Below are 22,928 nucleotides of genomic sequence, written 5' to 3'. Positions count from 1 at the left end.
AGCGGCCCTCAGTGGGCGGCCGCGAGCGCGCAGGCGCCCGCCGCGAGGGCGAGGAACAGGCCCGGGAAGGCGATGTTGTGGAACACCCGGGCCCGGACATGGGCGGCCACGGCGCCGACGTAGAAGAGCACCAGGCCGACGCCGGCCGCGACTCCCAGGGGTCGTGCGCCCAGCAGTCCGAGGAGCAGTCCGGCCGCGCCGGCCGCCTTGAGCACGGCGAGTGCGGGGAGCCGGCCGGGCGGAACGCCGACCTCGGCCGAGTTGGCGAGGACGAACGGCGCCCGCACGACGTCGGCGGCCGCGATGCCCGCGTTGGCCACCACGGCCGCGCAGGTCCCGATCACATAGGCGATGTCCATGTCCCCACCCTCGCCGGGCGGCCGCCGTGCCGTCCAATACCAGCGTCTATAACCTTTGGGAATGGATGTCGACATGCGTCTGCTGCGTTCGTTCCTCGCCGTCGCCGAGGACGGCAGTCTCACCCGTGCCGCCGAGCGCGTGTTCGTGTCCCAGCCGGCACTGACCAAGCAGATCCGGCAGTTGGAGAACCAGCTCGGGGTACGGCTCTTCGACCGCTCGCGCGCCGGCATGGCGCTGACCGACGCGGGTCGTGAACTTGCCCGCCGCACACCGGAGTTGCTCGCCTCCTGGGACGACGCCCAGCGTGCCGCGCGGGCCGCCGGCCGGCGCTCGGCGCGTGTGCTGCGCGTGGGGTCCGTGGCCAGCGCGGCCAACGAGGCGACGCAGGACATCGTCGCCGAGTTCGCCCGGCGCCGGCCCGGCTGGCGGGCCGAGCTGCGGCAGGCGTCGTGGACCAACCCGAGCGCGGGACTGGCCGACGGCGAGGTGGACGCGGCACTCCTGCGGCTGCCGTTCCCGGGGCAGGACGCGCTGCGCGTGGTGGAACTGTTCAGCGAGGAGCGCTGGGTGGCGCTGCCGGGCGGGCACCCCCTCGCGCGACGTGCCTCGATCGCGTTCCACGAGATGTGGGACGAGCCGTTCGTCGCCGCGCCGCAGGAGACCGGAGCCTGGCGCGAGCACTGGCTGGCCGCCGACGAACGCGAGGGGCGCCCGGTCCGGATCGGCGCGGTGACCGAGCAGCCGGACGACTGGCTGAGCGCCATCGCGAGCGGCTACGGGATCGCCCTCGCGCCGGCGTCCGCCGCCCGGTTCTACGCCCGCCCCGGCGTCGTCTACCGGCCGGTCACCGGGGTGAGCGCGACGCGGGTCGGCGTGGCCTGGGCCCCGGCCGACGACGGCAATCCCGTGGTGCGGGACTTCGTCCGCTGCTGCCTCGACTTCGCGCGGCCGGCCTGAGACCACCGGACGTCCCGGAACGCCTCCCGGATCCCCGGCCGTCCCCCGTGCGGCGCAACGATGGTGCGCCGGAGGGGCGGGGATCTGTGAGGGATGTGACGGTGGTGGAAGGAGTGTGCGAAGGGAACCAGGATCGGGAGGCGGCATGTCGGACGGAGCCGGTGAGGGCGCGGCGAGGCTCGCCGCCGTGCTGGACGGCAGCGGCGGCGAGGCGCCGTGCGTCCGGGCGGCGGATGCCTTCGCGCAGGTGGGCGCCGTCGCCGATGCCGTGCTCTACGAGGGGTACCTGCTCTACCCGTACCGCCGTTCCTCGGCGAAGAACCGGGTCCGCTGGCAGTTCGGCGTCCTGCTGCCCCGTGACTGGGTGGAGCGGGACGGACCGGTCACGCCGGGCGTCTCCGGTTCCGCGGACTCCTGGTACCAGCAGACCGAGTGCCTGCTGCGGGTCCGGCGCGACAGCGCGGCCGTACGGGTGCGGGTGCGGTGTCTGCAACTGCAGGACAAGCACGTCGAGGTGGCGTGCGCGGACGGACGGCACCACCCGGTCGAGTCGCTGCGCACGGCGGACGGCGTCACCCATCTGTCCTTCGCCGAGGCGGTGCCGTGCGAGAGCGAACTGGTGCTGCCGCTGGCGGAACTGACCGGCGCCGGCCGCACCGTCCGCCTGGACGCGCCCGCCGGCAAGCGGACCGAGCCGCTGCCGGACGGCGCGGGCCGTGTCGTACGGCAGCGCCATGCGGTCCGGGCCACCACGACGGTCGCGGCGGAGCCGCTCGCGCCGGAGCTGTACCGGCTGCGGGTGCGCACCGAGAACACCGGCGACGCGGCGGACCCGCGCTCGCCGCGCGAGGCGGCGCTGCGGCAGGCGCTGATCGCCACGCACACACTGCTGGGCGGGGACGGCGTCGCGTTCGTCTCCCTGATCGATCCGCCCGAGGCGCTGGCGGAGCCGGCCCGGAGCTGCCGCAACGCGTTCACGTTCCCCGTCCTCGCCGGTGGGCCCCAGGAGGGCGGGACGGGAACCGTGCTGCTCTCGGCCCCGATCATTCTGCCGGACTGGCCGCGGGTGGCACCGGAGAGCCCGGGCGATCTGCACGACGCGGCGGAGATCGACGAGATCCTCACGCTCCGTACGATGCTGCTGACCGACGAGGAGAAGGCCGAGGCCCGGGCCACCGATCCCCGGGCCGCGCGGATCCTCGACCGGGTCGACACCATGCCTCCGGAGGTCTTCGAGCGGTTGCACGGTGCGATCCGTTCGCTGACGCCGGCTCCGGCGCCGCGGCAGGAGCCCGCGGCGGGCCCGGCCTGGTGGCAGGAGGGCGGTGACGACGGGCTGTCCCCGGCGACCGACACGGTGGTCGTGGCCGGGGTGCCCGTCGGCGGCGGCAGCCGGGTGCGGCTGCGGCCTCGCGGCCGGGGCGCCGACGCCCAGGACATGTTCCTGGCCGGGAGGACCGCGCGGGTCGCCGCGGTCCGCCACGACGTGGACGGAAGCGTCCACCTGGCGGTGACGATCGACGACGATCCCGCGGCCGAACTGCACGGCTGGTACGGCCGTTTCCACTATTTCCGGCCCGACGAGGTCGAACCGCTCGGCCACACCGGAACCCCCGGTCCGGATCCCTCACCCCGGCCGCGGTCCCCGCGGCCCCCCGAGCGTCCGGCCGGCGGGCCGGAGAAGGGACGGTTCGATGGACGCCCTTGACGTCCTCGCGCACGACCACCGGATGGTCGAGCAGTTGTTCCGCGACTACGCCGCGTCGGCCTCCGACCGGCAGCGGCGCGGCGTCGTGGAGTTGCTGGTGCGGGAGCTGTCCAAGCACGCCGCGCTGGAGGAGATGCTCCTGTACCCGCTGGCCCGGAAGGTGCTTCCGGACGGCGACCGGGAGATCGACGAGCACCTGAGCGAGCACATGGGGGTGAAGAACACCCTGCTCGCCCTGGACCGGCTCGGCGAGGGCGACCAGCGCACCGACGAACTGGTGCAGCGGCTGCGCCACGAGGTGACGGACCACATCCGGGAGGAGGAGGGCACCCTGATGCCCCGGCTGCGCGAGGCCGTCGCCCAGGAGGACCTGGACCGGCTGGGCGAGCTGATCGGGCAGGCCAAGCAGGGCGCGCCGACCCGGCCGCACCCGCACGCCCCCGACCAGCCGCCCGCACTGACCCTCGCGGCCCCGGTGGCCGCGGCCTACGACCGACTCCGGGACCGACTGCAGCGGAGGCCGACGACATGACGACGCAGAGCGGCACCACCGAGGTGACCCGCGAGCCCAGCCGGTCCGCGGCACGCGGCGACGGGTTCGACGAGATCCACATCCTCTGGATCTCCGAGGGCATGAGCTGCGACGGCGACACCGTCTCGCTGACGGCCGCCGGGCAGCCCGCCATCGAGGACCTGGTGCTCGGGCTCATTCCCGGCCTGCCGAAGGTCAACCTTGTCAACAAGGTCCTGTCCCCGAGCCTCGGCGGCGAGGACTTCCTCGCCCCCTACCGGGCGGCGGTCCGCGGTGAACTGGCCCCCTTCATCCTCGTCATCGAGGGCTCGATCCCGAACCAGAACATCATCGAGGGCGACGGCTACTGGACGTCGTTCGGCAACGACCCGGACACGGGCGAGCCGCAGACCCTCAACTGGTGGATCGACCAGCTCGCGCCGAAGGCGTGGGCGGTGGTGGCGGCCGGCACATGTGCCGCGTACGGCGGCATCCACGCCATGGCCGGCAATCCGACCGGCTGCATGGGCCTCGCGGACTACCTGGGCTGGGACTTCAGGTCCCAGGGCGCCCTGCCGGTGGTCAACGTGCCCGGCTGCCCGATCCAGCCCGAGAACTTCATGGAGACCCTCATCTGGGTGCTCTACCACGCGGCCGGCGCCGCGCCGCCGCCGCCGCTGGACCACATGCTGCGTCCGCAGTGGCTGTTCGGCAAGACGGTGCACGAGGGCTGCGACCGGGCCGCCTACTACGAGCAGGCCGACTTCGCCAAGGACTACAACTCCCCCAAGTGCCTGGTGAAAACGGGGTGTTGGGGGCCGGTCGTGAACTGCAACGTGCCCAAGCGGGGCTGGATGGCCGGCATCGGCGGCTGCCCGAACGTCGGCGGCATCTGCATCGGCTGCACGATGCCCGGCTTCCCGGACGCGTTCATGCCGTTCATGGACGAGCCGACCGGCGGCGCCCTGTCGTCCACGCTCATCAAACCCTACGGCGCCGTCATCCGCCGGCTGCGCGGGCTGACCAGCATCGCGGTCAACCGCGAACCCAAGTGGCACCACAACGGGCCCGAACTGACCAGCGGTTACGACCCGCACTGGCGTGCCTGACCGGAAGGCCTCACCCGACCCATGCGTACGACGAACGAGGGGCACGAACAGAGATGACCACCACCGAGGACCCCACCCGGGTCAAGGGGCGCAAGCCCGCGCAGCTCGTGGACATGTCCTGGGACCCGATCACCCGGATCATCGGCAACCTCGGCATCTACACGAAGATCGACTTCGCCAACCGGGAAGTCGTGGAATGCCACAGCACCTCGTCCCTCTTCCGGGGCTACTCGGTGTTCATGAAGGGCAAGGACCCGCGCGACGCCGGGTTCATCACCTCGCGGATCTGCGGCATCTGCGGCGACAACCACACCACGTGCTCCAACTACGCCCAGCAGATGGCCTACGGCGTCAAGCCGCCGCGGATGGCCGAGTACATCACCAACCTCGGCGAGGCGGCCGAGTACATGTTCGACCACACGATCTTCCAGGACAACCTGGTGTTCGTGGACTTCTGCGAGGCGATGGTCAAGGCCACCAACCCCGGTGTGCTGGCCCGCGCCGAGCGCACCGACGCGCCGCGCGGGGACGTCCACGGCTACCGCACCATCGCCGACATCATGCGGGCCTTCAACCCCTTCGAGGGCGAGGTCTACAAGGAGGCCCTGAAGGTCAGCCGGGTCACCCGGGAGATGTTCTGCCTGATGGAGGGGCGCCATGTGCACCCCTCCACGCTGTACCCGGGCGGGGTCGGCACGATGCCGCAGCCGAACACCTTCACGGACTACCTCAGCCGCCTGATGCGCGTCATCGACTTCGTGAAGAAGGCGGTGGCGATGAACGACGACGTCTTCGACTTCTTCTACGAGGCACTGCCGGGCTACGAGGAGGTCGGCAGGCGCCGGGTGCTGCTGGGGTGCTGGGGGGCGTGGCAGAACCCGGACGTGGTCGACTACCGCTACGAGAACATGAACGCGTGGGGCAAGGCGATGTACGTCACGCCCGGCGTCGTCGTGGACGGGAAACTGGTCACCAACAACCTGGTGGACATCAACCTCGGCCTGCGGATCATGCTCGGCAGCTCGTACTACGAGGACTGGGTGAACGAGCGGCCGTTCGTCACCCACGACCCGCTCGGCAACCCCGTCGACATGCGCCACCCCTGGAACCAGACCACCGTGCCGGTGCCGCAGAAGCGGGACTTCGACGGCAACTACAGCTGGGTGATGAGCCCGCGCTGGTACCACCCGGAGACCGGTCAGTACCTGGCCCTGGACACCGGCGGCGGCCCGCTGGCCCGGCTGTGGTCGACCGCGCTCAGCGGCCTGGTCGACACCCCGTACGTCAAGGCGACCGGCGGCGGTGTGCGCATCTCGCTGCCCAAGGGCGAGTCGCTGCCGGAGATGACGCTGGAGTGGCAGATCCCGCAGTGGAGCAACACCATCGAGCGGGACCGCGCCCGGCCCTACTTCGTCGCCTACGCCGCCGCCATGGCACTGCAGTTCGTGGAGGAGGCGATGGGACTGCTGCGGGCCGGCGAGACGAAGATCTTCGAGAACTTCGAGGTGCCGGACGAGGCGATCGGCTGCGGCTTCCACGAGGCCGTACGCGGTGTCCTCTCGCACCACCTGGTCATCAGGGACAAGAAGATCGCGAACTACCACCCGTACCCGCCCACTCCGTGGAACGCCAGCCCCCGCGACATCTACGGCACCCCGGGCCCGTACGAGGACGCCGTGCAGGGGCAGCCGGTCTTCGAGGAGAACGGCCCGGACGACTTCAAGGGCGTCGACATCATGCGCACCGTGCGCAGCTTCGACCCGTGTCTGCCGTGCGGGGTGCACATGTACATGGGCAAGGGCAGGACGCTGAGCACCGTGCACTCGCCGACGTACGGGGCGAACCATGGCTGACACGGCTGACCCCGGGCGCCTCGCGGATCCGGCCGTGGAGGCGCGCCTGGCCCGCCTGGAGGAGCTGCTGGCCCGGCTGGAGTCGGCACCCGGGCCCGCCGGGGCCTCGGCGCTCGAGGCGGTCCGGGTGCTGACCGAGGTGTACGGCGAGGCGCTGGCCCGGGTGCTCGACCTGGCCGGAGAGCCGGCGGCCGGGCGGCTGGCCGGGGACGAGCTGCTCGGTCATCTGCTGGTGCTGCACGGGCTGCACCCGGAGCCGCCGCAGCGGCGGGCCGAGCGGGCGGTGGCCCGGCTCCGGCCCGCCGTGCGGGAGCGCGGCGGTGACGTGGAGCTGGTCGGCGTCGAGGGGCCGGTGGTCCGGGTGCGGGTGAGCGAGGCCGGTGGCTGCGGTGCCGGCTGCGGCGGCGGCCCCACGGTCGCGGACGCGGTGCGGGAGGCCGTCCTCGCCGCGGCGCCGGAGGTGACCACGGTGGAACAGCTGCCCGCGCCGGCGCCCGCCTTCGTCCCCCTCGCCTCCCTGCGGCTGCGGGAGCCGCGGTGAGCGTGGACGGAGCGCTGGCCCGGCTGATCCGCTCCGGCGCGCGGCAAGAGGACGCCGAGCGATGCGACCTGTGCGCCCGGCCGGTCCCGGGCGAACACCGCCATCTGTACGCCACCGAGCGCGCGGAGCTGCTGTGCGCCTGCGGGGCGTGCGCGGTGCTGTTCGCCGGGGACGGTGCGGGAGGCGACCGGTATCTGCTGGTGCCGCGCCGGCGGGTGCGCCTGGCACCGGTGGACACCGGGCCCCTCGGGGTGCCGGTGGGCCTGGTGTTCTTCGTGCCCCGCGCCGACGGCACGGTCACCGCGCAGGGGCCGAGCCCGGCCGGGGCCATGCGCTGGTCGGTCGAGGCGGAGCGGTGGGCCGGGATGTGCGCCGCGTGTCCTGCGCTGGCGACCATGGCACCCGAGGTGGAGGCTCTGTTGGTGAACACCGTGCGCGGCGCCGGGCAGCACTGGATCGTGCCCGTGGACGACTGCTTCCGGATGGTCGCGCTGGTCCGGCGCGAGTGGCGGGGCCTCGCCGGGGGCGGCCGGGTCTGGCCGGCCGTCGAGCGGTTCTTCGCGGAGCTGACCGAGCGGCGTTGAGAACCCGAGAGGAGAACGGTCATGAGCACCATCCGAGTGGGCCGCCCCCAGGCGAGGCCCGATCTGCCGGGCCATGTGCCCGGCCTGCACCAGGGCAACAGGGGCCCGTACCGGGACCAGACCGGACACCACGGGGACGGCACCTCCGACGCGCGCCGCTCCACCGGGATCCACTGGAAGCGGCACGACGCCATTTTGAAGATCATGCCGAACATCTCGCCGGGATGAGGAACACGATGAGACAGCACAAGAAGGCCGGGACGAGAGTGTGTCCGGCGGCGACGACGGCACAGCGGGTGCTGCTCGCCCAGGGGGCCGTGCTCGGCGCCGCCCTGCTCGCGCTCCTGGTCCGGGAGTTCCCGGGCATCGTGCGCGAGGTGCGCATCTGGCGCATGATCGATCTGCGCTCCGGCGCCAAGCGTCCGCGCTGACCGGCCGTGCACGAGCTGTCGATCGCGACCGCGATCGTGGAGCGGGCGGGCGAGCTGGCCCGCGCGGACGGCACGGGCGCCGTGTCGGCGGTGGCCGTCCGCGTGGGCGAGCTGGCGGGCGTCGTGCCCGACGCACTCCGGTTCGCCTTCGAGGTGGCCCGGGAGGGTACGGCGCTCGCGGCGGCGGAGCTGCTCGTCGAACGGGTCGCCGCGCACGCCTACTGCGCGCCGTGCGGGGCGGAGTTCGCCGTCGGCATGCCCCCGTTCTTCTGGTGCCCGCGCTGCGACCGGCCCTCGCAGGAGCTGCGCAGCGGACGGGAGTTGGAGATCACGGGCATCGAACCGGTCCCGGCCCCGGCCCCGCGCTGACGCCGGGGCCGGGGCCGGGGGGCTTCAGCAGATGCGCGGCAGCTGCTCCCCCAGTGGCAGGTCCACCACCCGGGTGCCGCCGAGTCCGGTGGCGACGACGACCATGCCCGGGTGCTCCTCGACGCAACGGCCGATGACCGCCGCGCCGGCGCCCCGCGGATGGGCGCGCATGGCCGCGAGGACGGCCTCGGTGTGCTGCGGGGGCACGAAGGCGACCAGCCGGCCCTCGTTGGCGACGTACAGCGGGTCCAGGCCGAGGAAACCGCAGGCGCCCCGGACCTCCTCCGGCACCGGGATCGCCCGCTCCTCCAGCCGGACACCGGTGCCGGAGGCCCGGGCGATCTCGTTCAGGGCGGCGCCGAGCCCGCCCCGGGTGGGGTCGCGCAGCACGTGGATGTCCCGTGTGACCGCCAGCATGGCGGCGACGAGGTCGGCGAGGGGCGCGGTGTCCGAGGTGATCTCCACGCCGAACTCCAGGCCCTCGCGCACGCTCATGACGGCCACGCCGTGCAGCCCTACGGGGCCGCTGACGAGCACGGCGTCACCCGGCCGGGCCCGCTGCGGGCGGATGTCGACGCCGTCCGGTACGAGGCCGACGCCGGCGGTGGTGACGTAGACGCCGTCGCCGTGTCCGGATTCCACGACCTTGGTGTCGCCGGTGGCCACGGTGACGCCCGCGGCCTCGGCGGCGGCGCCGAGGGCGTGCGCGATCCGCCCGACGACGTCCAGTGCCACACCCTCCTCCAGGACGAAGGCGGTGGAGAGGTAGGCGGGCCGGGCCCCGCTCATCGCCAGGTCGTTGACCGTGCCGTTGACCGCGAGGTCGCCGAGGCTGCCGCCGGGGAAGAACAGCGGGCGTACGACGTAGGAGTCGGTGGAGAAGGCCAGCCGGGCGCCGCCCAGGTCGACGACGGCGGAGTCGGTGAGGGCGGCCAGGACGGGATTGCCGTAGGCGGGGGCGAAGACCTGCTCGATCAGCTCGGCGGACAGGGCGCCGCCCCCGCCGTGGCCCATGACGACGACGGGCTGGTCGCGCAGGGGTGCGGGGCAGGTGAAGTTCGCGGGGTCGACGGCCGCTTCGGTGGTCAGGTCAGCCAACGGGGCTCATCTCCGGGTTGTTCATCCGGCGGTACAGGTAGTAGGCGGCGCAGGCGCCCTCGTTGGAGACCATGGTGGCGCCGAGCGGGGTGCGCGGGGTGCAGGCCGTGCCGAACGCCTCGCACTCGGTCGGCTTGATCAGGCCTTGCAGGATCTCGCCGGCGCGGCAGACGGCGGGTTCCTCGGTGCGGATGCCGGTGACGTCGAAGCGGTGCTCGGCGTCGTAGGCGCGGAAGGCGTCGGCCAGGCGCCAGCCGCTGGCCGGGATGCGGCCGATGCCGCGCCAGTTGCGGTCGGCGACCTCGAAGACCTCCTGGAGCATGCGCAGGGCTGCCGGGTTGCCCTGCTCGCGCACGGCGCGCTGGTAGGCGTTCTCCACCCGGTGCTCGCCGCGCTCCAGCTGATGCACGGCGCGTCGGATGCCTTCGAGGATGTCCAGCGGTTCGAAGCCGGTGACGACGATCGGCACCCGGTGCTTCGCGGCGAGGTCCGGATACTCGGCGGTACCCATCACACTGCACACGTGCCCGGCGGCGAGGAAGCCCTGCACCCGGCATTCCGGGGCGGTCATGATGGCCTCGATCGCCGGGGGGACCCGGACGTGGGAGACCAGCAGGCTGAAATTGCCGAGGCCTTCGCGGCGGGCCTGGTGGACGGCCATGGCATTGGCGGGCGCGGTGGTCTCGAAGCCGATGGCGAAGAAGACCACCTGCCGGTCGGGGTTCGTGCGCGCGAGGTCGAGGGCGTCCAGCGGTGAGTACACCACGCGGACGTCACCGCCCTCGCCCTTGACCCGGAACAGGTCGCGGTCGGTGCCGGGCACGCGCAGCATGTCCCCGAAGGAGCAGAAGATCACCTCGGGGCGGGCGGCGATCTCCAGGGCCTTGTCGATGACGTCCAGCGGGGTGACGCACACCGGGCAGCCGGGGCCGTGGATCAGCTCCAGCTCACCGGGGAGGAGTTGGTCGATGCCGTGCCGGATGATGGAGTGGGTCTGTCCGCCGCAGACCTCCATCAGCGCCCAGGGCCGGGTGACCGTGGCACGGATCTCGTCCAGCAACCTCCGTGCCAGCTGCGGGTCGTTGAACTCGTCGATGTACTTCACCGGGCCTCACTCCCGCTCTCGTGCCGGGCCGCCTGCTCCCAGGCGTCGCCGAACTCCTCCTCCAGCAGCCCCAGTTGGCCGTACAGCTCCAGGGACGCCCGGGCCGACTCCTCGTCCAGGCGCTGCAGGGCGAAGCCGACGTGGACGATGACGTACTCCCCCACCCTCACGTCGGGCAGGTATTCCAGACACGCCTGTTTGCGCACTCCGCCGAAGTCGATCAGCCCGGTGAGCGGGTCGGCGCCGTCGTGGATGGCGACGACCTTGCCGGGCACTGCCAGACACATGGGTCACTCCGTCTCGTGGTGGTCGGCTGTTCCCGCGACCATGAGCTGGCCGAGGGCCAGCCCTCCGTCGTTCGGGGGGACTTCGCGGTGGGTGAGGACCGTGAAGCCGTCCGTGGCCAGCAGGGCGGTGCACTCCTGCTCCAGCAGGCCGTTGGCGAAGACGCCTCCGGTGAGGGCGACCGCGGCCAGGCCGGTCTCCGCGCGGGCACGGCGGCAGATCTCGGCCACCGCGCGGGCGACGCCCCGGTGGAAGCGGGCGGCGAGGACCGGTGCGGGGGTGCCGCGCCGCCGGTCCTGAAGGAGTGCGCGCAGCATGGGCGCGGGGTCGATCTCCCGCGGCCGGGGGAACCCGAAGGGGTAGGCCAGCGCGTCCGCGTCCCGCGCCTCGGTCGCCGCCGCCTCCAGCTCCATCGCGGCCTGCGCCTCGTAGCCCGCCCGGTGGCACACACCGGCCAGGGACGACACGGCGTCGAACAGGCGGCCCATGCTGGACGTCGGCACGCAGGCCACCTGCCGTTCCAACTGCCTTCGCAGAAGGGACAGTTCGCCCTCCGTGCACGCCCGCACGCTCGGCAGGTCCGGCGCCCAGGCGAGCTGGGCGGCCCACAGCCTGGCCAGGGCCAGCCGGCAGGGGTTGGCCACACCGGCGTCACCGCCGGGCAGCGGGGCGGGAGTGAGGTGGGCGAAGCGCCGGTAGCCGGTGTAGTCGGCGAGCAGGACCTCGCCGCCCCACACGGTGGCGTCGTCGCCGTATCCGGTGCCGTCGAAGGCGACGCCGATCACCGGGGTGGTGCCGTCGAGGCCGTGCTCGGCCATCGCCGAGGCGATGTGCGCGTGGTGGTGCTGGACCAGCCGCAGGGGCGTGCTCGCGGCGCGGCGCCGGGCCCTGCGGGTGGAGTGGTAGCCGGGGTGGCGGTCGGCGGCGAGGAGGGCGGGGGTGACGCCGGTGAGGCGGGCCAGGTGCCGCTCGGCGTGCTCGGCGGCCGTCAGGGTGGCCAGCTCTCCCATGTCGCCGATGTGCGGCCCGAACCAGGCCTGCTCGCCCTCGCCGAGACACGGGACGTTCTTCAGGTCGCCGCCGACCGCGAGCACGGGCGGCACCGCGACGGGCAGCCGCAGCGGGCGGGGGACGTAACCGCGGGAGCGGCGCAGGACCTGTTCGGTGCCGTCCGGGCGGACGCGCAGCAGGGAGTCGTCGCACGGCGCGGCGACGGTCCGGTCGTGGGCGAGCCAGGCGTCGGCCAGGCCGGCGAGCCGGGTCAGGGCCTCGGCGTCGCCAGTCACGATGGGCTCGCCGGAGCGGTTGCCGCTGGTCATCACCAGCACGCGCGGGCCGGGCGGATCGCCGGGCAGCCCGAACAGCAGGGTGTGCACGGGCGTGTAGGGCAGCATCACGCCCACGTACGGGCTGCCGGGGCAGACCGGCGCGGCGAGGTGGAGTCCGGCCGCCGGGGTGCGCCGGCGCAGCAGGACGACGGGGCGCCGCGCGCTGGTCAGCGCGGCCCGCTCGGCGGCGGTCAGGAGCGCGATCCGCTCGGCGGTGGCGAGGTCGGCGCACATCACCGCGAAGGCCTTGCCACCGCGTTCCTTGCGGGCGCGCAGCGTGGAGACGGCCCGGTCGTCGGTGGCGTCGCAGGCCAGGTGGTAGCCGCCGAGTCCCTTGACGGCGACGATCCGCCCGGCGGCCAGCAGGGCCCGGGCCGTGGCGACGGCGTGGGCGTCCCGGGCCGGGCGCAGGCCCGCGAGGCCCGGGACCAGGGTGAGCCGGGGGCCGCAGTCGGGGCAGGCGACCGGTTGGGCGTGGAAGCGCCGGTCGGCGGGGTCGCCGTACTCCCGGGTGCAGGAGGGGCACATCGGGAAGCCGGACATGGTCGTGGCCACGCGGTCGTACGGCATCCCGGTGGCGATGGTGAAGCGCGGGCCGCAGTGGGTGCAGGTGACGAACGGGTGCCGGTGCCTGCGGTCGGCCGGATCGGCGAGTTCGCGCAGGCAGTCGGCACAGGTCGCGGTGTCGGGCGGCAGCTGGGTGCGGCCGGCGGCGCGCTCGGTGGAACGGATGGTGAAGGGGCCGGGGTCGCCGGTGGCGGGCAGGTCCTCGCCGGTGACGGCGGCGACGGTGGCGAGCGGCGGCGGCTGTCCGGCCAGCGCGGCGCAGAAGTGGTCGACCTCGTCCGCGGGTCCCTCGACCTCGACGACCACGCCGTCGCCGGTGTTGCCGACGAACCCGGCGAGGCCCAGTCCGGCGGCCAGCCGGTGCACGTGCGGCCGGAAGCCGACGCCCTGCACGGTGCCGCGCACGGTGAGCCGGCGCCGTACGAGGCCGGTGGCGGGCGCCGTCATACGACGGGGGTGGTGTGGTGGTGGCCGTGCGGGTGCGGCGCGAGGGGAGGCCGGTGCCCGGTGCCGTGCCGGGCGGCGACGGTCCGGTCCAGGAGGGCGCCCGCGCCCTCGCCGGTGCGGGCGCAGGACGTCAGGATCTCCACGCCGGGGTTGACCCGGTGGACGTGGGCGCGGAAGACGGCCTCGTCGAAGCCGGCCGCGGCGGCGAGGTCGGTCTTGGTGATGACGACGAGGTGGGCGGAGCCGAAGGCGGTGGGGTACTTCAGCGGCTTGTCCTCGCCCTCGGTGACCGCCATCAGCACGACCCGCAGGCTCTCGCCGAGGTCGTACGCGGCCGGGCAGACGAGGTTGCCGACGTTCTCCACGAAGAGGACCGACGTGCCCGCCGGCAGCCAGCCGTCCAGCCGGGCCCGCAGCTGGCGGGCCTCCAGGTGGCACAGTCCGTCGGTGAGCAGCTGCTGGACCGGAGCGCCGGAGCGGGCCAGCCGGACGGCGTCGTTCTCGGTGGCCAGGTCGGCGGTGAGCGCGGCCACGGGCACGCCCCGCTGCACCGCGAGGGCCAGGACGCGGCCGAGCAGCTCGGTCTTTCCGCTGCCGGGGCTGGACAGCAGGTTGACGACGGACACGCCCTGCCGGGCGAGGTCGTCGCGCAGAGCGGCGGCCAGGCCGTCGTTCTTCGCGAGGACGGCCTGCTTGACGTCGGACCGGCACATGGGCGCTGCTCCTCGGCTGCGGCGGTGGTGGTGGGGCCCGGCCGTGTCCCCACGGACCGGGCCCCACCGATCTTCCGTTCAGCCGGCCGCCGCGCCCGGCAGCGCTGCCGGGCGCGGCGGCCCGGATTCCATCGCGCGGCCCAACGGGGGCGGCGGCGCGGCGGGGTCGGCGAGCAGCGCCGGGACCAGCTGGTGCAGCGCGTCCACGGCCCGGCCGACGGCCTGGCGGACCGGGCCGCTCAGTCCCGGCAGCAGATCGTCGTCGCCGGCCGGCAGCAGCTCGGGCTCGCAGGCCAGGACGAGGACCCGGGGCAGGGGTTCCTCGCCGAGGTGTGCGGCCAGGGCCAGCACCTTGGCCGGGTCCATGCCGTGGGCCTCGGGGACGACGGTGCCGCGGGGCTCTTCCGCCTCGATCAGCGACAGGGTGCCGGGGCGGTGGCCGCGCCGCGCGGTGTCGACCAGGACGGCGGTGGCGTAGCCGTCCAGCAGGTCGTAGGCGAGGTCCATGCCGCGGATGCCGTAGTCGTGCACGCGTACCGCGCCCGGCAGCGGGCGGTGGGCCAGGGCGCGGATCACCTCGGGGCCGAACGCGTCGTCGGCGAGGAAGATGTTGCCGACGCCGGCCACCAGCAGGCACGGCGTCACCGGAGGTCTGCCACGGGCGGGGTCAGCGGCCGGGACGGGCCGGAGGGGGTCTTGCGGACGAAGGCTGAGCGCAGGGCGTGGTAGGGGGCCTCGGGGTCGAAGAAGATCGCGTGCATCCGGGCCAGCTCGGCCTCGCGGTAGGCGGTCAGCGGGTCTTCGAGTTCGCCCGCGGCGCGGGCGGCGGCCTTGGCGGCGATCCTCTCGTCCAGGGCGGGGTCGGCGGCGAGTCCGGCCGCCAACTGCGCCACCTCTTCCGGGAATCGGCCGGTCGCGGCGGGTACGAGCCGGTCCACGAGCCCCAGCCGCTCGGCGGACGCCGCGCTGACGGGCAGGGCCGCGGTGGTCAGCCGGCGGGCGTGGTCCGCGCCGGCCCGGCGGGGCAGGGTGTACGTCCAGAACTCCGAGCCGTACAGGCCCATGCGCCGGTAGTGCGGGTTGAGGACGACGCCGGTGCGGCACCAGACCTCGTCGGCGGCGAGGGCGAGCATGGCCCCGCCGGCCGCCGCGTTGCCGGCGAGCGCCGCCACGACCAGCCGGTCCGTGGTGCGCAGCAGCGCCTCGACCAGGTCGTCCATGGCGCCCAGGTTGGTCCACGACTCCTCGGCCGGGTCGGGGGCCGCCTCGATGACGTTCAGGTGGATGCCGTTGGAGAAGAAGTCCCGGTCGCCGCCGAGCACGAGGACACGGGTGGGGTGCGTCAGGGCGTGGCGGTAGGCGGCGAGCAGCCGTCGGCACTGGTCGGTGCTCATCGCGCCGCCGGGGAAGGAGAAGGACAGGAAGCCGACGTCACCGCGCTGCCGGTAGCGGATGTCGGTCCAGGTGTTCCTGTCGGCCGGCAGGTTCAGCGGTACGGGGGCTTCCGGGAGGTGGAGGGCCGGGTCCCAGGCGGCCAGGACCGAGGCGGCCGGACGGCGGAAGGGCGCGGGGTCGCCGGAGGATTTGCGGGGGCGCAGTTCCGGGATCCAGACGGCGCCGTCGCGGGTGGCCCGGCAGACGGCGCCGGCCCGCCGGGCGAGGAGTTCGCCGGGGCGGCCGCGGAGCCGGTCCTCGAGGTGACCGCCGTGCAGGAACACCTCTCGGCCGAGGAGTTCGTCCAGCACGCCGGGCTGCGAGTCGGCGCCGCGGAGCTTGCTCAGGACCGCCTCCGTGTCGTCGTGCTCCCAGTCGATGCGGCGGCGTTCCTGCCGGAAGGCGTCGCGCCAGACCACGCTGACCGTGTCGTCGGTCTGCGGCCGGGGCTTGTAGGAGCCTTCGGCGAAGCGCCGTACGGCGGTGTGGACGGCGGTGGCGGCGGCGTCGGAGGCCTCGTTGCGGTACAGGTCGCTCTTGCCGACGGGCGGGACGGGGAACGACTCCGCCGCCCAGACGGGGCCCGCGTCCATGCCCGCCTCGGCCTGCAGCACCGTGACGCCCCACCGCGTCGCCCCGTCGGCGACGGCCCAGTCCAGCGCGGAGGGGCCCCGGTCGCCGGGCGGCCCCGGATGCACGATGAGGCAGGTGTGGTCGCGCCACACGTCCTCGGGCAGGGCCGACTTCAGCATGGGCGCGATGACCAGTTCCGGGCGCAGCTCCCGTACGGCGGCCCGGACGGCGTCGGGACCGTGCGAGGCGAGTACGACGTCCACGCGGTGCCCGAGGTCCGACAGTTCGGCGTACACGCGCTGGGTGAGGCTGTTGAACGCGCTGGCGACGAGCAGAATGTCCATGACATGGCATGGTCGGCCCTGACCGGGGCGCCGTGAAGAACCGCCGCGCGGTTTTGTCCACGTCTGCCGGTTCTCTTCCTCCATCCGGATCGCACGGCCCGGCATCGCGGGCGCCGGCCGGCGCCTGCGGACGGCCCCGCGGGGGCACCGCACCGGCGCGGCCGCGGCGGCTCAGGCGGCGAGGGCGCTGCCCGGTCCGAGCCGGTCGAGAAGCGTGTCGAGGTGGAGTTCCGCCACGGGGGCGAGGAGGTCGGGGTGGCGCAGCAGTGCGGCGGCGCGCCGGTCGGCGTCGTCGGGAGCGAGCAGCCGCCGGAACTCGACCGGGGTGCCGGCGCGCTCGCCGCCGGCGAGGGCGGCGACGGCCAGCTCGGCCAGTTCGGGATCGGTGAGCAGACCGGCCGCCCAGCTGGCCACCACCTCGTCCACCCAGGTACGCCAGGCCCAGTCGTCCTCCGCGCCCTGCTCGCCGGCCCGCTCGGCGCCGGTGACCCAGTCCAGCCGGGCGGTTCCGCCGGGACCGGCCAGGCCGACCAGCGCTGCGTCCATCTCCGTGGGGTAGCGCAGCCACGCGGCGACGGTCACGGCCTGCCGGGCCTGCGCCTCGCACAGGGCGGAGGCCAGGGCGCCGCCGGTCGGCGGATAGGCGACCGTGAGCCAGCGCGCCGTCGCGGCGATGAGCGGGGACAGATCAGTGAGCACAGCCGGGCCGTCCGTGGGGCGAGGGGAAAGAGGGGCTCGACGCAACGGTAGCCCGGCGCCGGGTCCGCCCGGCAGGGGTGTGCGAACCAGGTCATATGTGGCATCGCCCACATCCCGGCCCGTGCCGGGCCCCGCCGCCGTCCCGGCAGCCGGTGCCGCCGGCCACGTGTCACCTGCCCGGCCCGGGGAACCCGGTGCGGGCCGCAGCGGCGCACCCGGCGGAGGTGAGGGCATGACCACGGACACCGGCCAGTACGACGACGAGGGCGGCGTCCCGCTGGCCGGGTACGCCGTGCTCGCCTCCGTCTTCGCGGCCGGCGCCGGGACCTTCGCGGTACTGGCCCGGCGCCGGGGCGTGCGGCTGCCGCAAGAGGTGCCGCCGTGGGACGTCGTCCTGCTGGGCACGGGGGCGTACAAGACGTCCCGGGTGCTGGCCAGGGACAAGATCACCAGCTTTCTGCGGGCGCCGTTCACCCGCCGCGCGGACGACGGCGAGGCGAGCGAGGTCATCGACGTGCCACGGGGGGAGGGGATGCGGCGGGCCGTCGGCGACCTGCTGTCGTGCCCCTTCTGCATCTCCGCCTGGACCGCGGGCACCCTGGTGTGCTCGTACGCGGCGGCTCCCCGGCTCACCCGTCTCGTCTGCGCGGGCCTCGGCGCGCTGACGGTCGCGGACTGGCTGCAGTACGCCTGGACGTGGACGCAGGCGACGGCCGACGACTGACGGCGCCGGGGCGGGGCGGGGCGGGGCGGCGGGTCAGCGCTTCCTGCCGTTGCCGCCCAGCTTCTCGACGAAGTCCTGCGCCTTGTCGACGGCCGTGTCGATCCTGTCGCTGTGCTTGTCGGCGGGACGGTCGTCGATGAAGTCGCCCACCTTCTCCAGGCGGTCGGCGATCTTGTCGCCGTGTGCCTCGGCGATGTCCTCGACCTTGTCCTTGAGGTTCTTCAGCGCGTCGAACACGTGCGGTCGCTCCTTCTTCGGATGCCTGGCGGACCGGGGCCATGATCCCATGCGGCCGGGGTCGCGGAAGGCGGCGCCGGGGCGGTGTTCGAGGCATCGGGGGCGGCGGGGACGGGACGCGGGTGTGCTCCGGCGGGCCGGAAGGCGGAGTTCACGCGGAGCGGGAGCGCGCGGAGCCCGCCGGGCACGGTGAGCGGAACCGCCGTGCCCGGCGGGGCGCGGGCAGCGTCAACCCCACGCGCAGCGGGGCCGGTTCAGCCCGTGGGGGCCACGGCGCGGCCCGTCCGCGGGGAGATCATCCCCGCGCACAGCCCGCGGCCCGCGAGTGTCCGCGCGATGCGCGGGACGGCGGCGAGCGTGTTGGCCGGCCACTCGTGCATGAGGATGACCTGGCCGTCGGTCAGCCGGGACACGGCCTGGACGATGGCGTCGGTGCTCGCGCCGTTCCAGTCCTGGGAGTCGACGTCCCAGATGACCTGCCGCAGCCCGTACTTGGCCTCGACCGCCTGCACCGCGGCGTTCGTCTCGCCGTACGGCGGCCGGAACAGCTTCGGCGTGCCGCCGCCGGCCGCCGCGATCGCCTGCTGGGTGCGGGAGATCTCGGAGTCGATCTGCGCCTGGCTCAGCTGGGTCAGGTGCGGGTGGGTGTAGCTGTGGTCGCCGATCCACATCCCGGCGGCCGCCTCGGCCCGGACCTGGGCGGGGTAAGCCGCCGCGTACCGGCCCTCGTTGAACACGGTCGCCCGGAGCCCGTACTGCCTGAGGGCGTCGAGCAGGGCCGGGGTGTGGGTGTCGGACGGGCCGTCGTCGAAGGTCAGTCCGACGTAGCCGGAGCAGCCTGCCGCGTGCGACGGCGCCGCGCCGGCGGTGAGCGCGCCGGCGGCGGCCAGCGCCACGGCGGCGGCCGCGGTCAGCGGACGGGACGCGAGCCGCCGTACCGACCTCACGACGCCACCGTGATGGCCGAGTTGCCGCTGCTCTGGTAGCCCTCGGTGGCGAGGATCATGTAGTAGCTGAAGCTGCCGAGGGGCATCCCGGCGCGGGCCCAGGCGTCGAAGTGGTTGCCTGCGGTGATGGTGCCGCCGGTCCGCTTCGACTGCCGCACGCTCCAGTACTGGTTGAAGGTCCTGACGCCTTCGACGGAGGGGGCGTTGTACCGCGTCGTCTCGTAGATGTCGTAGGTGCCGCCGTCGCTGGCGACGGTGCCCTTGTACGTTCCCGTGGGCCGGTAGGTGCCCCAGTTGTCGACGATGTAGTACTCGACGAGCGGGTTCGACGTCCAGCCGTAGAGCGACAGGTAGCCGTTGCCGGACGGGTTGAAGCTGCCCCAGTAGGTCACGTTCCGGCGTCCGCCGGTGCTCCAGCCCTTGCCGGCGACGAAGTTGCCGGTGTTCCTCCAGCTGGTGCTGTAGCTGCCGCCGGAGCCGAGGGTCATGGAGACCGTGCCCTGTGCGTCCGTCCAGAACGAGTAGTAGTAGCCGTTGTCGGTGCCGGTCTGGTTCGTGGTGACGACCGTGGCGGCGCGGGCGGTTCCGGGCAGGGCCAGTCCGGCGGCGGTGCCCAGCAACAGGCCGCAGGCGGTCCTGCGCGTCAGTGCGTGGTCGAGCGGGTTCATGTCGTGGTTCCTCCTGGCGTGGCCGGTGCGGGTGTGGCGTGCTGGGAGTGTTGGCCTGACCATGTCACCTGTCAACAGTTTCGGTGATTATTTCGAAACATTCGTCTCCGGGTTCATGAACGGTCTCGGCTCTCTGCCCTGGTGGAGGCGCATAGACAAGTGATTCCTCTGAGGCGAGAAACAGTTGGGTTTGCAACCTGCCCGAAGTCACCTGTCCGCACTTCGAATGTTTCGAACGCATCTCGCGCCAAGCATGTGAAATTCTGGCCGCGTAGCTGAACGGACGTGCCGAGGGGGGACGTGTGGACGCTGGGCGGGGAGCCCCGTTGGTCGGCCGGGCCGCCGAACTCGCGCGGCTGGAGGCGGTGCTCGCGGGCGGCGGCGAGCGCGGCACGCCGTCGGTCGTGGACATCACCGGCGAGGCGGGGATCGGCAAGAGCCGGCTGCTCGGCGAGGTGTGCCGGCGGGCGCGGCAGCGGGGGTTCACGGTGCTGCGCGGCCGGGCCACGGAGTACGAACGGCACCTGCCCTTCCAGCCGTTCACGGACGCCTTCGCCGACCTCGACCCGCGTGCGCCGGAGAGCTTCGCCGCGGTCGCCGACACCGCCGCCGTCCTCCACGGCTGTACCCGCGGCGGCGTGGACCGGTTCCGGCTGCACCGGGCGACGGCCGCGCTGCTGGCCCATGTCAGCGGTCCCGGGCTGCTGCTGGCCCTGGACGACCTGCACTGGGCGGACCCGGCGTCCCGGGAACTGCTGGACCATCTCGTACGGCATCCGGTGCCCGGTCCCGTCGTCGTCCTGGTCGCCCGCCGGGCCCGGCAGAGTCCGGCACCGCTCGCCGCCTCGCTGACCCGGGGCGTCGAGGCGGACACCGTGCTGCGCCTCGCTCTGGGACCGCTGCCCCGGCAGGAGTGCGCCGAACGCCTCGCCCCCGACCTGCCGCCCGACGTGCTGGACCGGCTGCACACGGCGAGCGAGGGCAACCCGCTGTACCTGCTGGCCCTGTTGCACGCCCATCGCACGGCCGGCACCGGGCGGGCCCTGCCCGCGGAGGGGTTGACGTCGCTGCTGCTGGAGGAACTCAGCCCGCTGACCGAGGAGCAACTGCGCGTCCTGCAGACGGTCGCGGTCCTCGGCGACCAGGCCTCCCCGGCCCTGGTGCGCGCGGTCGGCGGCCGGCCGGAGAGCGAACTGCTGGACGACCTCGGCGTGTTGGCGCGGCGCGATCTGCTGCGCACGGGCACCGGCGACCGGCTGGCCCTGCGCCATCCGGTGCTGCGCTCGCTCGTCCACGACGGCATGGAGCCCTGGCGGCGCTCCGCCGTCCACCGCCGGGCCGCCGCCGAACTCGGCCGGGCCGGGGCGCCCGCAGCCGAGCAGGCGCACCACGTGGAGCGCGCGCTGACCGGCTGGGACCCGGACGCGGCGGGCGTGCTGGTGCGCGCCGCCCGGCAGACCGCGCACACGGCGCCGGCGAGCAGCGCGCACTGGTGGGAGGCGGCCCTGCGCCATCTGCCGCACACCGCCGAGCACACCGCCCGGCGCCGGGGCTGGATGCTGGAGCGGGCCCGGGCGCTGGGCGCCGCCGGGCGGCTGCGCGAGAGCCGGGACCTGCTGCACGAGGTGATCGCCCTGGCCCAGGGGCCGGACGACGGCCCGGTGCGGGTGCCGGCCGTGGTCAGCTGCGCGGACATGGAGCGGCACCTGGGCCGGTACGCGGAGGCGGTGGCACTGCTGCGCCGCGAGCTGGACCGGCGGCCCGGCCCGGCACCGGCCGACGTGGTGGCGCTGGGCCGGGAGCTGGGCTCGTCGGCGTCCCGCGCGGCCGCCTACGCGGAGGTCAGGGCGACCGTCGCACGGGCCCTGGCGGAGGCCCGGTCGCTGGGCGACGAGGTGGCGGAGGCGGGCGTGCTCGCGGTGTCCGCGCTGGGCGAGGCGTACGAGGGGGACATGGCGGCGGCGCGCCGGGACGCCCGCCGGGCCGCCGCCCTGGTGGACGCCCTGCCCGACGACGACCTGACCGGGCTGTGCGAGCCGCTCGCCCGGCTGGCCTGGGCGGAGACACTGCTGGAGTCCTTCGCCGACGCGGGCCGGCACGCCGATCGGGGCCTCGCGGTGGCGCGGCACACCGGCCAGGTGGCCCAACTGCCGTACCTGCTCCTGGCGAAGGCGCACATCGGCAACCAGACCGGTGAGCTGCGCACGGCGCTGGAACAGGTGGCCGAGGCCGAGGAGGTGGCGCGCGGGCTGGGCAGTGACGAGGCGCTGTCGTTCGTGATGGCGCTCAAGGCGCAGGTGCTGACCGCCGCCTGCCCGCCCGGTGACCCCGCTCCGGTGGCCGCGGCCCGGGAGGCGGTGGCCGTGTCGGGGCCGGGTGTCGACTGGTGGGCGTCGACCGCGTGGAGCGTCCTCGGCTACACGGCGTTCCTCAGCGGGGATCCGGAGGGTGCGCGGGAGACGGTGCTGCGGGCGGGCGGCCCCGGTCTGGAGCGCTTTCCGCCGTCGCGGCATCCGCTGTTCCTGGAGATCCTGGTCCGGGCCTGTCTCGGTGTCGGGGACCTGCCGGGGGCCCGCGCGCACGAGGAGCGGGCCCGTGCGGTCGCCGCGCGGCTGGACCTGCCGCTGCAACGGGCGCTGGCCTTGCGCATCTCCGCCCAACTCGCCGTCGCCGAGGGCCGGATCGGGGACGCGGCCGCGCTGCTGACGGAGGCCGCCGCCGAGTGCGAGCGGTCGGGGGCCCGGTTCTGGGAGGCGTACTGCCTGCTGCTCGGCGCCCCGCTGATGGCGGCCTCACCGGCGCATGCCGCCCGGGCCGGGCAGGTGTGGCGGCGCGGCCGGCGCCTCGCGGCCGACGGCGGGGCGGCCGCGCTGGTGGGACTCGCCGACGCCACCCGGGACGCCGTGCTCGGCGCGCCGGAGCCGCCGCGAACGCCGCTCGCCGGGCTCACCGCGCGCGAGCGGGAGATCGCCACGCTGGTCGCCGAGGGCCTGACCGGCAAGGACATCGCGGCCAAGCTGGTGCTCAGCACGCGCACGGTGGAGACCCACCTCTCGCGCATCTACCGCAAGACCGGCGTGTCGTCCCGTACGGCGCTGGCCGCACTCATGCCCCGGTCCGACGAGGCGTCGGGGCCGCACACGCCGTACCGGGGTCTGCGGCCCACGGAGTGAGGCCCCCGCCTCCGCCCCGCCCCTCACGCCCGGATACGTAGGAAGTTACGTGGTCACACGGACGTAGGAGCCCGCTGTGATCTGCGAGATTCCCCCTGGGTCCGCGACGGGAACCGAGGTGGTCCCGCTTCTCGTCTCCGAGGGCCCCGCGGGGTACGGCGGG

At 74.2% G+C, this 22,928-nt stretch carries 24 protein-coding genes; 12 read left to right on the top strand and 12 right to left on the bottom strand.

Going from position 1 to position 22,928, the window contains the following annotated elements; translation table 11 throughout:
- Positions 1 to 8 precede the first annotated feature (8 nt).
- A complete protein-coding gene (locus tag ACZ60X_RS07915; protein WP_469594747.1) occupies positions 9 to 359 on the bottom strand; it encodes a DoxX family protein in 351 nt (116 codons plus the stop codon).
- A 61-nt stretch (positions 360 to 420) separates the two neighbouring features.
- On the opposite strand from ACZ60X_RS07915, the gene ACZ60X_RS07910 reads away from it, so the two are divergent.
- The 10 genes from ACZ60X_RS07910 to ACZ60X_RS07865 all read left to right on the top strand — a co-directional run bounded on the left by ACZ60X_RS07910 (position 421) and on the right by ACZ60X_RS07865 (position 8,423).
- Positions 421 to 1,317 (top strand): LysR family transcriptional regulator, encoded by an 897-nt coding sequence (locus ACZ60X_RS07910; protein ID WP_469594745.1) that lies wholly within the window; start codon positions 421 to 423, stop codon positions 1,315 to 1,317.
- A 145-nt stretch (positions 1,318 to 1,462) separates the two neighbouring features.
- On the top strand, positions 1,463 to 3,025 hold the full coding sequence (locus tag ACZ60X_RS07905; protein WP_469594742.1) for a hypothetical protein: 1,563 nt from the start codon (positions 1,463 to 1,465) through the stop codon (positions 3,023 to 3,025).
- Positions 3,012 to 3,557 (top strand): hemerythrin domain-containing protein, encoded by a 546-nt coding sequence (locus ACZ60X_RS07900; protein ID WP_469594739.1) that lies wholly within the window; start codon positions 3,012 to 3,014, stop codon positions 3,555 to 3,557. The genes ACZ60X_RS07905 and ACZ60X_RS07900 overlap by 14 nt, the downstream gene beginning before the upstream one ends.
- The gene (locus ACZ60X_RS07895) at positions 3,554 to 4,645 is read left to right on the top strand and encodes an NADH-quinone oxidoreductase subunit B family protein (protein WP_469594736.1); all 1,092 of its coding nucleotides are present in this window, start codon (positions 3,554 to 3,556) and stop codon (positions 4,643 to 4,645) included. The genes ACZ60X_RS07900 and ACZ60X_RS07895 overlap by 4 nt, the downstream gene beginning before the upstream one ends.
- A 53-nt stretch (positions 4,646 to 4,698) precedes the next feature.
- The gene (locus ACZ60X_RS07890; RefSeq protein ID WP_469594733.1) at positions 4,699 to 6,498 is read left to right on the top strand and encodes a nickel-dependent hydrogenase large subunit; all 1,800 of its coding nucleotides are present in this window, start codon (positions 4,699 to 4,701) and stop codon (positions 6,496 to 6,498) included.
- Positions 6,491 to 7,039, top strand: a complete 549-nt coding sequence (locus ACZ60X_RS07885; RefSeq protein ID WP_469594730.1) for a NifU family protein — start codon at positions 6,491 to 6,493, stop codon at positions 7,037 to 7,039. The genes ACZ60X_RS07890 and ACZ60X_RS07885 overlap by 8 nt, the downstream gene beginning before the upstream one ends.
- The gene (locus ACZ60X_RS07880; protein WP_469594727.1) at positions 7,036 to 7,623 is read left to right on the top strand and encodes a DUF5947 family protein; all 588 of its coding nucleotides are present in this window, start codon (positions 7,036 to 7,038) and stop codon (positions 7,621 to 7,623) included. The genes ACZ60X_RS07885 and ACZ60X_RS07880 overlap by 4 nt, the downstream gene beginning before the upstream one ends.
- Before the next feature lie 21 nt (positions 7,624 to 7,644).
- Positions 7,645 to 7,851: a hypothetical protein gene (locus ACZ60X_RS07875; protein ID WP_469594725.1), complete on the top strand. Its 207-nt coding sequence runs from the start codon at positions 7,645 to 7,647 to the stop codon at positions 7,849 to 7,851.
- A gap of 8 nt (positions 7,852 to 7,859) precedes the next feature.
- Positions 7,860 to 8,054 carry a hypothetical protein gene (locus tag ACZ60X_RS07870; RefSeq protein WP_469594723.1) on the top strand — a complete coding sequence of 65 codons (195 nt, stop codon included), beginning with the start codon at positions 7,860 to 7,862 and terminating at the stop codon, positions 8,052 to 8,054.
- A 6-nt stretch (positions 8,055 to 8,060) separates the two neighbouring features.
- Positions 8,061 to 8,423 (top strand): hydrogenase maturation nickel metallochaperone HypA/HybF, encoded by a 363-nt coding sequence (locus tag ACZ60X_RS07865; protein WP_469594721.1) that lies wholly within the window; start codon positions 8,061 to 8,063, stop codon positions 8,421 to 8,423.
- Between the two features lie 24 nt (positions 8,424 to 8,447).
- Here ACZ60X_RS07865 and hypE read toward each other — a convergent pair whose 3' ends face one another.
- From hypE to ACZ60X_RS07825, 8 genes are all read right to left on the bottom strand, one after another.
- Positions 8,448 to 9,521, bottom strand: a complete 1,074-nt coding sequence (gene hypE, locus ACZ60X_RS07860; protein WP_469594719.1) for a hydrogenase expression/formation protein HypE — start codon at positions 9,519 to 9,521, stop codon at positions 8,448 to 8,450.
- Positions 9,514 to 10,626, bottom strand: a complete 1,113-nt coding sequence (gene hypD / locus ACZ60X_RS07855) for a hydrogenase formation protein HypD (protein ID WP_469594716.1) — start codon at positions 10,624 to 10,626, stop codon at positions 9,514 to 9,516. The genes hypE and hypD overlap by 8 nt, the downstream gene beginning before the upstream one ends.
- The gene (locus ACZ60X_RS07850) at positions 10,623 to 10,913 is read right to left on the bottom strand and encodes a HypC/HybG/HupF family hydrogenase formation chaperone (protein WP_469594713.1); all 291 of its coding nucleotides are present in this window, start codon (positions 10,911 to 10,913) and stop codon (positions 10,623 to 10,625) included. The genes hypD and ACZ60X_RS07850 overlap by 4 nt, the downstream gene beginning before the upstream one ends.
- 3 nt (positions 10,914 to 10,916) lie before the next feature.
- On the bottom strand, positions 10,917 to 13,253 hold the full coding sequence (gene hypF / locus ACZ60X_RS07845; RefSeq protein ID WP_469594711.1) for a carbamoyltransferase HypF: 2,337 nt from the start codon (positions 13,251 to 13,253) through the stop codon (positions 10,917 to 10,919).
- Positions 13,250 to 13,966 (bottom strand): hydrogenase nickel incorporation protein HypB, encoded by a 717-nt coding sequence (gene hypB / locus ACZ60X_RS07840; RefSeq protein WP_469594709.1) that lies wholly within the window; start codon positions 13,964 to 13,966, stop codon positions 13,250 to 13,252. The genes hypF and hypB overlap by 4 nt, the downstream gene beginning before the upstream one ends.
- A 78-nt stretch (positions 13,967 to 14,044) precedes the next feature.
- Positions 14,045 to 14,611 (bottom strand): hydrogenase maturation protease, encoded by a 567-nt coding sequence (locus ACZ60X_RS07835; protein ID WP_469594706.1) that lies wholly within the window; start codon positions 14,609 to 14,611, stop codon positions 14,045 to 14,047.
- Entirely contained in the window at positions 14,608 to 16,317 is a 1,710-nt protein-coding gene (locus tag ACZ60X_RS07830; protein ID WP_469594703.1) for an enoyl-CoA hydratase-related protein, read from the bottom strand. Before ACZ60X_RS07830 ends, ACZ60X_RS07835 begins: the two co-directional genes overlap by 4 nt.
- 171 nt (positions 16,318 to 16,488) lie before the next feature.
- Positions 16,489 to 17,016, bottom strand: a complete 528-nt coding sequence (locus ACZ60X_RS07825; RefSeq protein ID WP_469594701.1) for a hypothetical protein — start codon at positions 17,014 to 17,016, stop codon at positions 16,489 to 16,491.
- A gap of 232 nt (positions 17,017 to 17,248) precedes the next feature.
- Between ACZ60X_RS07825 and ACZ60X_RS07820 the strand changes: the two genes are divergently transcribed.
- Positions 17,249 to 17,740 carry a DUF1360 domain-containing protein gene (locus ACZ60X_RS07820; RefSeq protein WP_469594698.1) on the top strand — a complete coding sequence of 164 codons (492 nt, stop codon included), beginning with the start codon at positions 17,249 to 17,251 and terminating at the stop codon, positions 17,738 to 17,740.
- 33 nt (positions 17,741 to 17,773) lie between these two features.
- Here the strand turns inward: ACZ60X_RS07820 and ACZ60X_RS07815 are convergent, their stop codons facing one another.
- The 3 genes from ACZ60X_RS07815 to ACZ60X_RS07805 form a co-directional block, all read right to left on the bottom strand.
- A complete protein-coding gene (locus ACZ60X_RS07815; protein WP_469594695.1) occupies positions 17,774 to 17,977 on the bottom strand; it encodes an antitoxin in 204 nt (67 codons plus the stop codon).
- A gap of 254 nt (positions 17,978 to 18,231) precedes the next feature.
- Positions 18,232 to 18,924: a polysaccharide deacetylase family protein gene (locus ACZ60X_RS07810; protein ID WP_469594693.1), complete on the bottom strand. Its 693-nt coding sequence runs from the start codon at positions 18,922 to 18,924 to the stop codon at positions 18,232 to 18,234.
- The gene (locus ACZ60X_RS07805; RefSeq protein WP_469594690.1) at positions 18,921 to 19,592 is read right to left on the bottom strand and encodes a glycoside hydrolase family 11 protein; all 672 of its coding nucleotides are present in this window, start codon (positions 19,590 to 19,592) and stop codon (positions 18,921 to 18,923) included. The genes ACZ60X_RS07810 and ACZ60X_RS07805 overlap by 4 nt, the downstream gene beginning before the upstream one ends.
- A gap of 302 nt (positions 19,593 to 19,894) precedes the next feature.
- Between ACZ60X_RS07805 and ACZ60X_RS07800 the strand changes: the two genes are divergently transcribed.
- Positions 19,895 to 22,765, top strand: a complete 2,871-nt coding sequence (locus tag ACZ60X_RS07800; protein ID WP_469594686.1) for an ATP-binding protein — start codon at positions 19,895 to 19,897, stop codon at positions 22,763 to 22,765.
- Positions 22,766 to 22,928: the final 163 nt, after the last annotated feature.

Source organism: Streptomyces sp. NPDC104106 (assembly GCF_055584345.1).
Note: the sequence above shows the minus strand (reverse complement) of the source record. Positions and strands in the feature narration are given on the sequence as shown.

Excerpts from the sequence above, each read along its gene's own strand:
- ACZ60X_RS07890 (WP_469594733.1), top strand. The coding sequence starts at position 4,699 with ATGACCACCACCGAGGACCCCACCCGGGTCAAGGGGCGCAAGCCCGCG.
- ACZ60X_RS07910 (WP_469594745.1), top strand. The coding sequence starts at position 421 with ATGGATGTCGACATGCGTCTGCTGCGTTCGTTCCTCGCCGTCGCCGAG.
- ACZ60X_RS07895 (WP_469594736.1), top strand. The coding sequence starts at position 3,554 with ATGACGACGCAGAGCGGCACCACCGAGGTGACCCGCGAGCCCAGCCGG.
- ACZ60X_RS07905 (WP_469594742.1), top strand. The coding sequence starts at position 1,463 with ATGTCGGACGGAGCCGGTGAGGGCGCGGCGAGGCTCGCCGCCGTGCTG.
- hypF (WP_469594711.1), bottom strand. The coding sequence starts at position 13,253 with ATGACGGCGCCCGCCACCGGCCTCGTACGGCGCCGGCTCACCGTGCGC.
- ACZ60X_RS07875 (WP_469594725.1), top strand. The coding sequence starts at position 7,645 with ATGAGCACCATCCGAGTGGGCCGCCCCCAGGCGAGGCCCGATCTGCCG.
- hypB (WP_469594709.1), bottom strand. The coding sequence starts at position 13,966 with ATGTGCCGGTCCGACGTCAAGCAGGCCGTCCTCGCGAAGAACGACGGC.
- ACZ60X_RS07830 (WP_469594703.1), bottom strand. The coding sequence starts at position 16,317 with ATGGACATTCTGCTCGTCGCCAGCGCGTTCAACAGCCTCACCCAGCGC.
- ACZ60X_RS07900 (WP_469594739.1), top strand. The coding sequence starts at position 3,012 with ATGGACGCCCTTGACGTCCTCGCGCACGACCACCGGATGGTCGAGCAG.
- ACZ60X_RS07885 (WP_469594730.1), top strand. The coding sequence starts at position 6,491 with ATGGCTGACACGGCTGACCCCGGGCGCCTCGCGGATCCGGCCGTGGAG.
- ACZ60X_RS07850 (WP_469594713.1), bottom strand. The coding sequence starts at position 10,913 with ATGTGTCTGGCAGTGCCCGGCAAGGTCGTCGCCATCCACGACGGCGCC.
- ACZ60X_RS07805 (WP_469594690.1), bottom strand. The coding sequence starts at position 19,592 with ATGAACCCGCTCGACCACGCACTGACGCGCAGGACCGCCTGCGGCCTG.
- ACZ60X_RS07915 (WP_469594747.1), bottom strand. The coding sequence starts at position 359 with ATGGACATCGCCTATGTGATCGGGACCTGCGCGGCCGTGGTGGCCAAC.
- ACZ60X_RS07870 (WP_469594723.1), top strand. The coding sequence starts at position 7,860 with ATGAGACAGCACAAGAAGGCCGGGACGAGAGTGTGTCCGGCGGCGACG.
- ACZ60X_RS07820 (WP_469594698.1), top strand. The coding sequence starts at position 17,249 with ATGACCACGGACACCGGCCAGTACGACGACGAGGGCGGCGTCCCGCTG.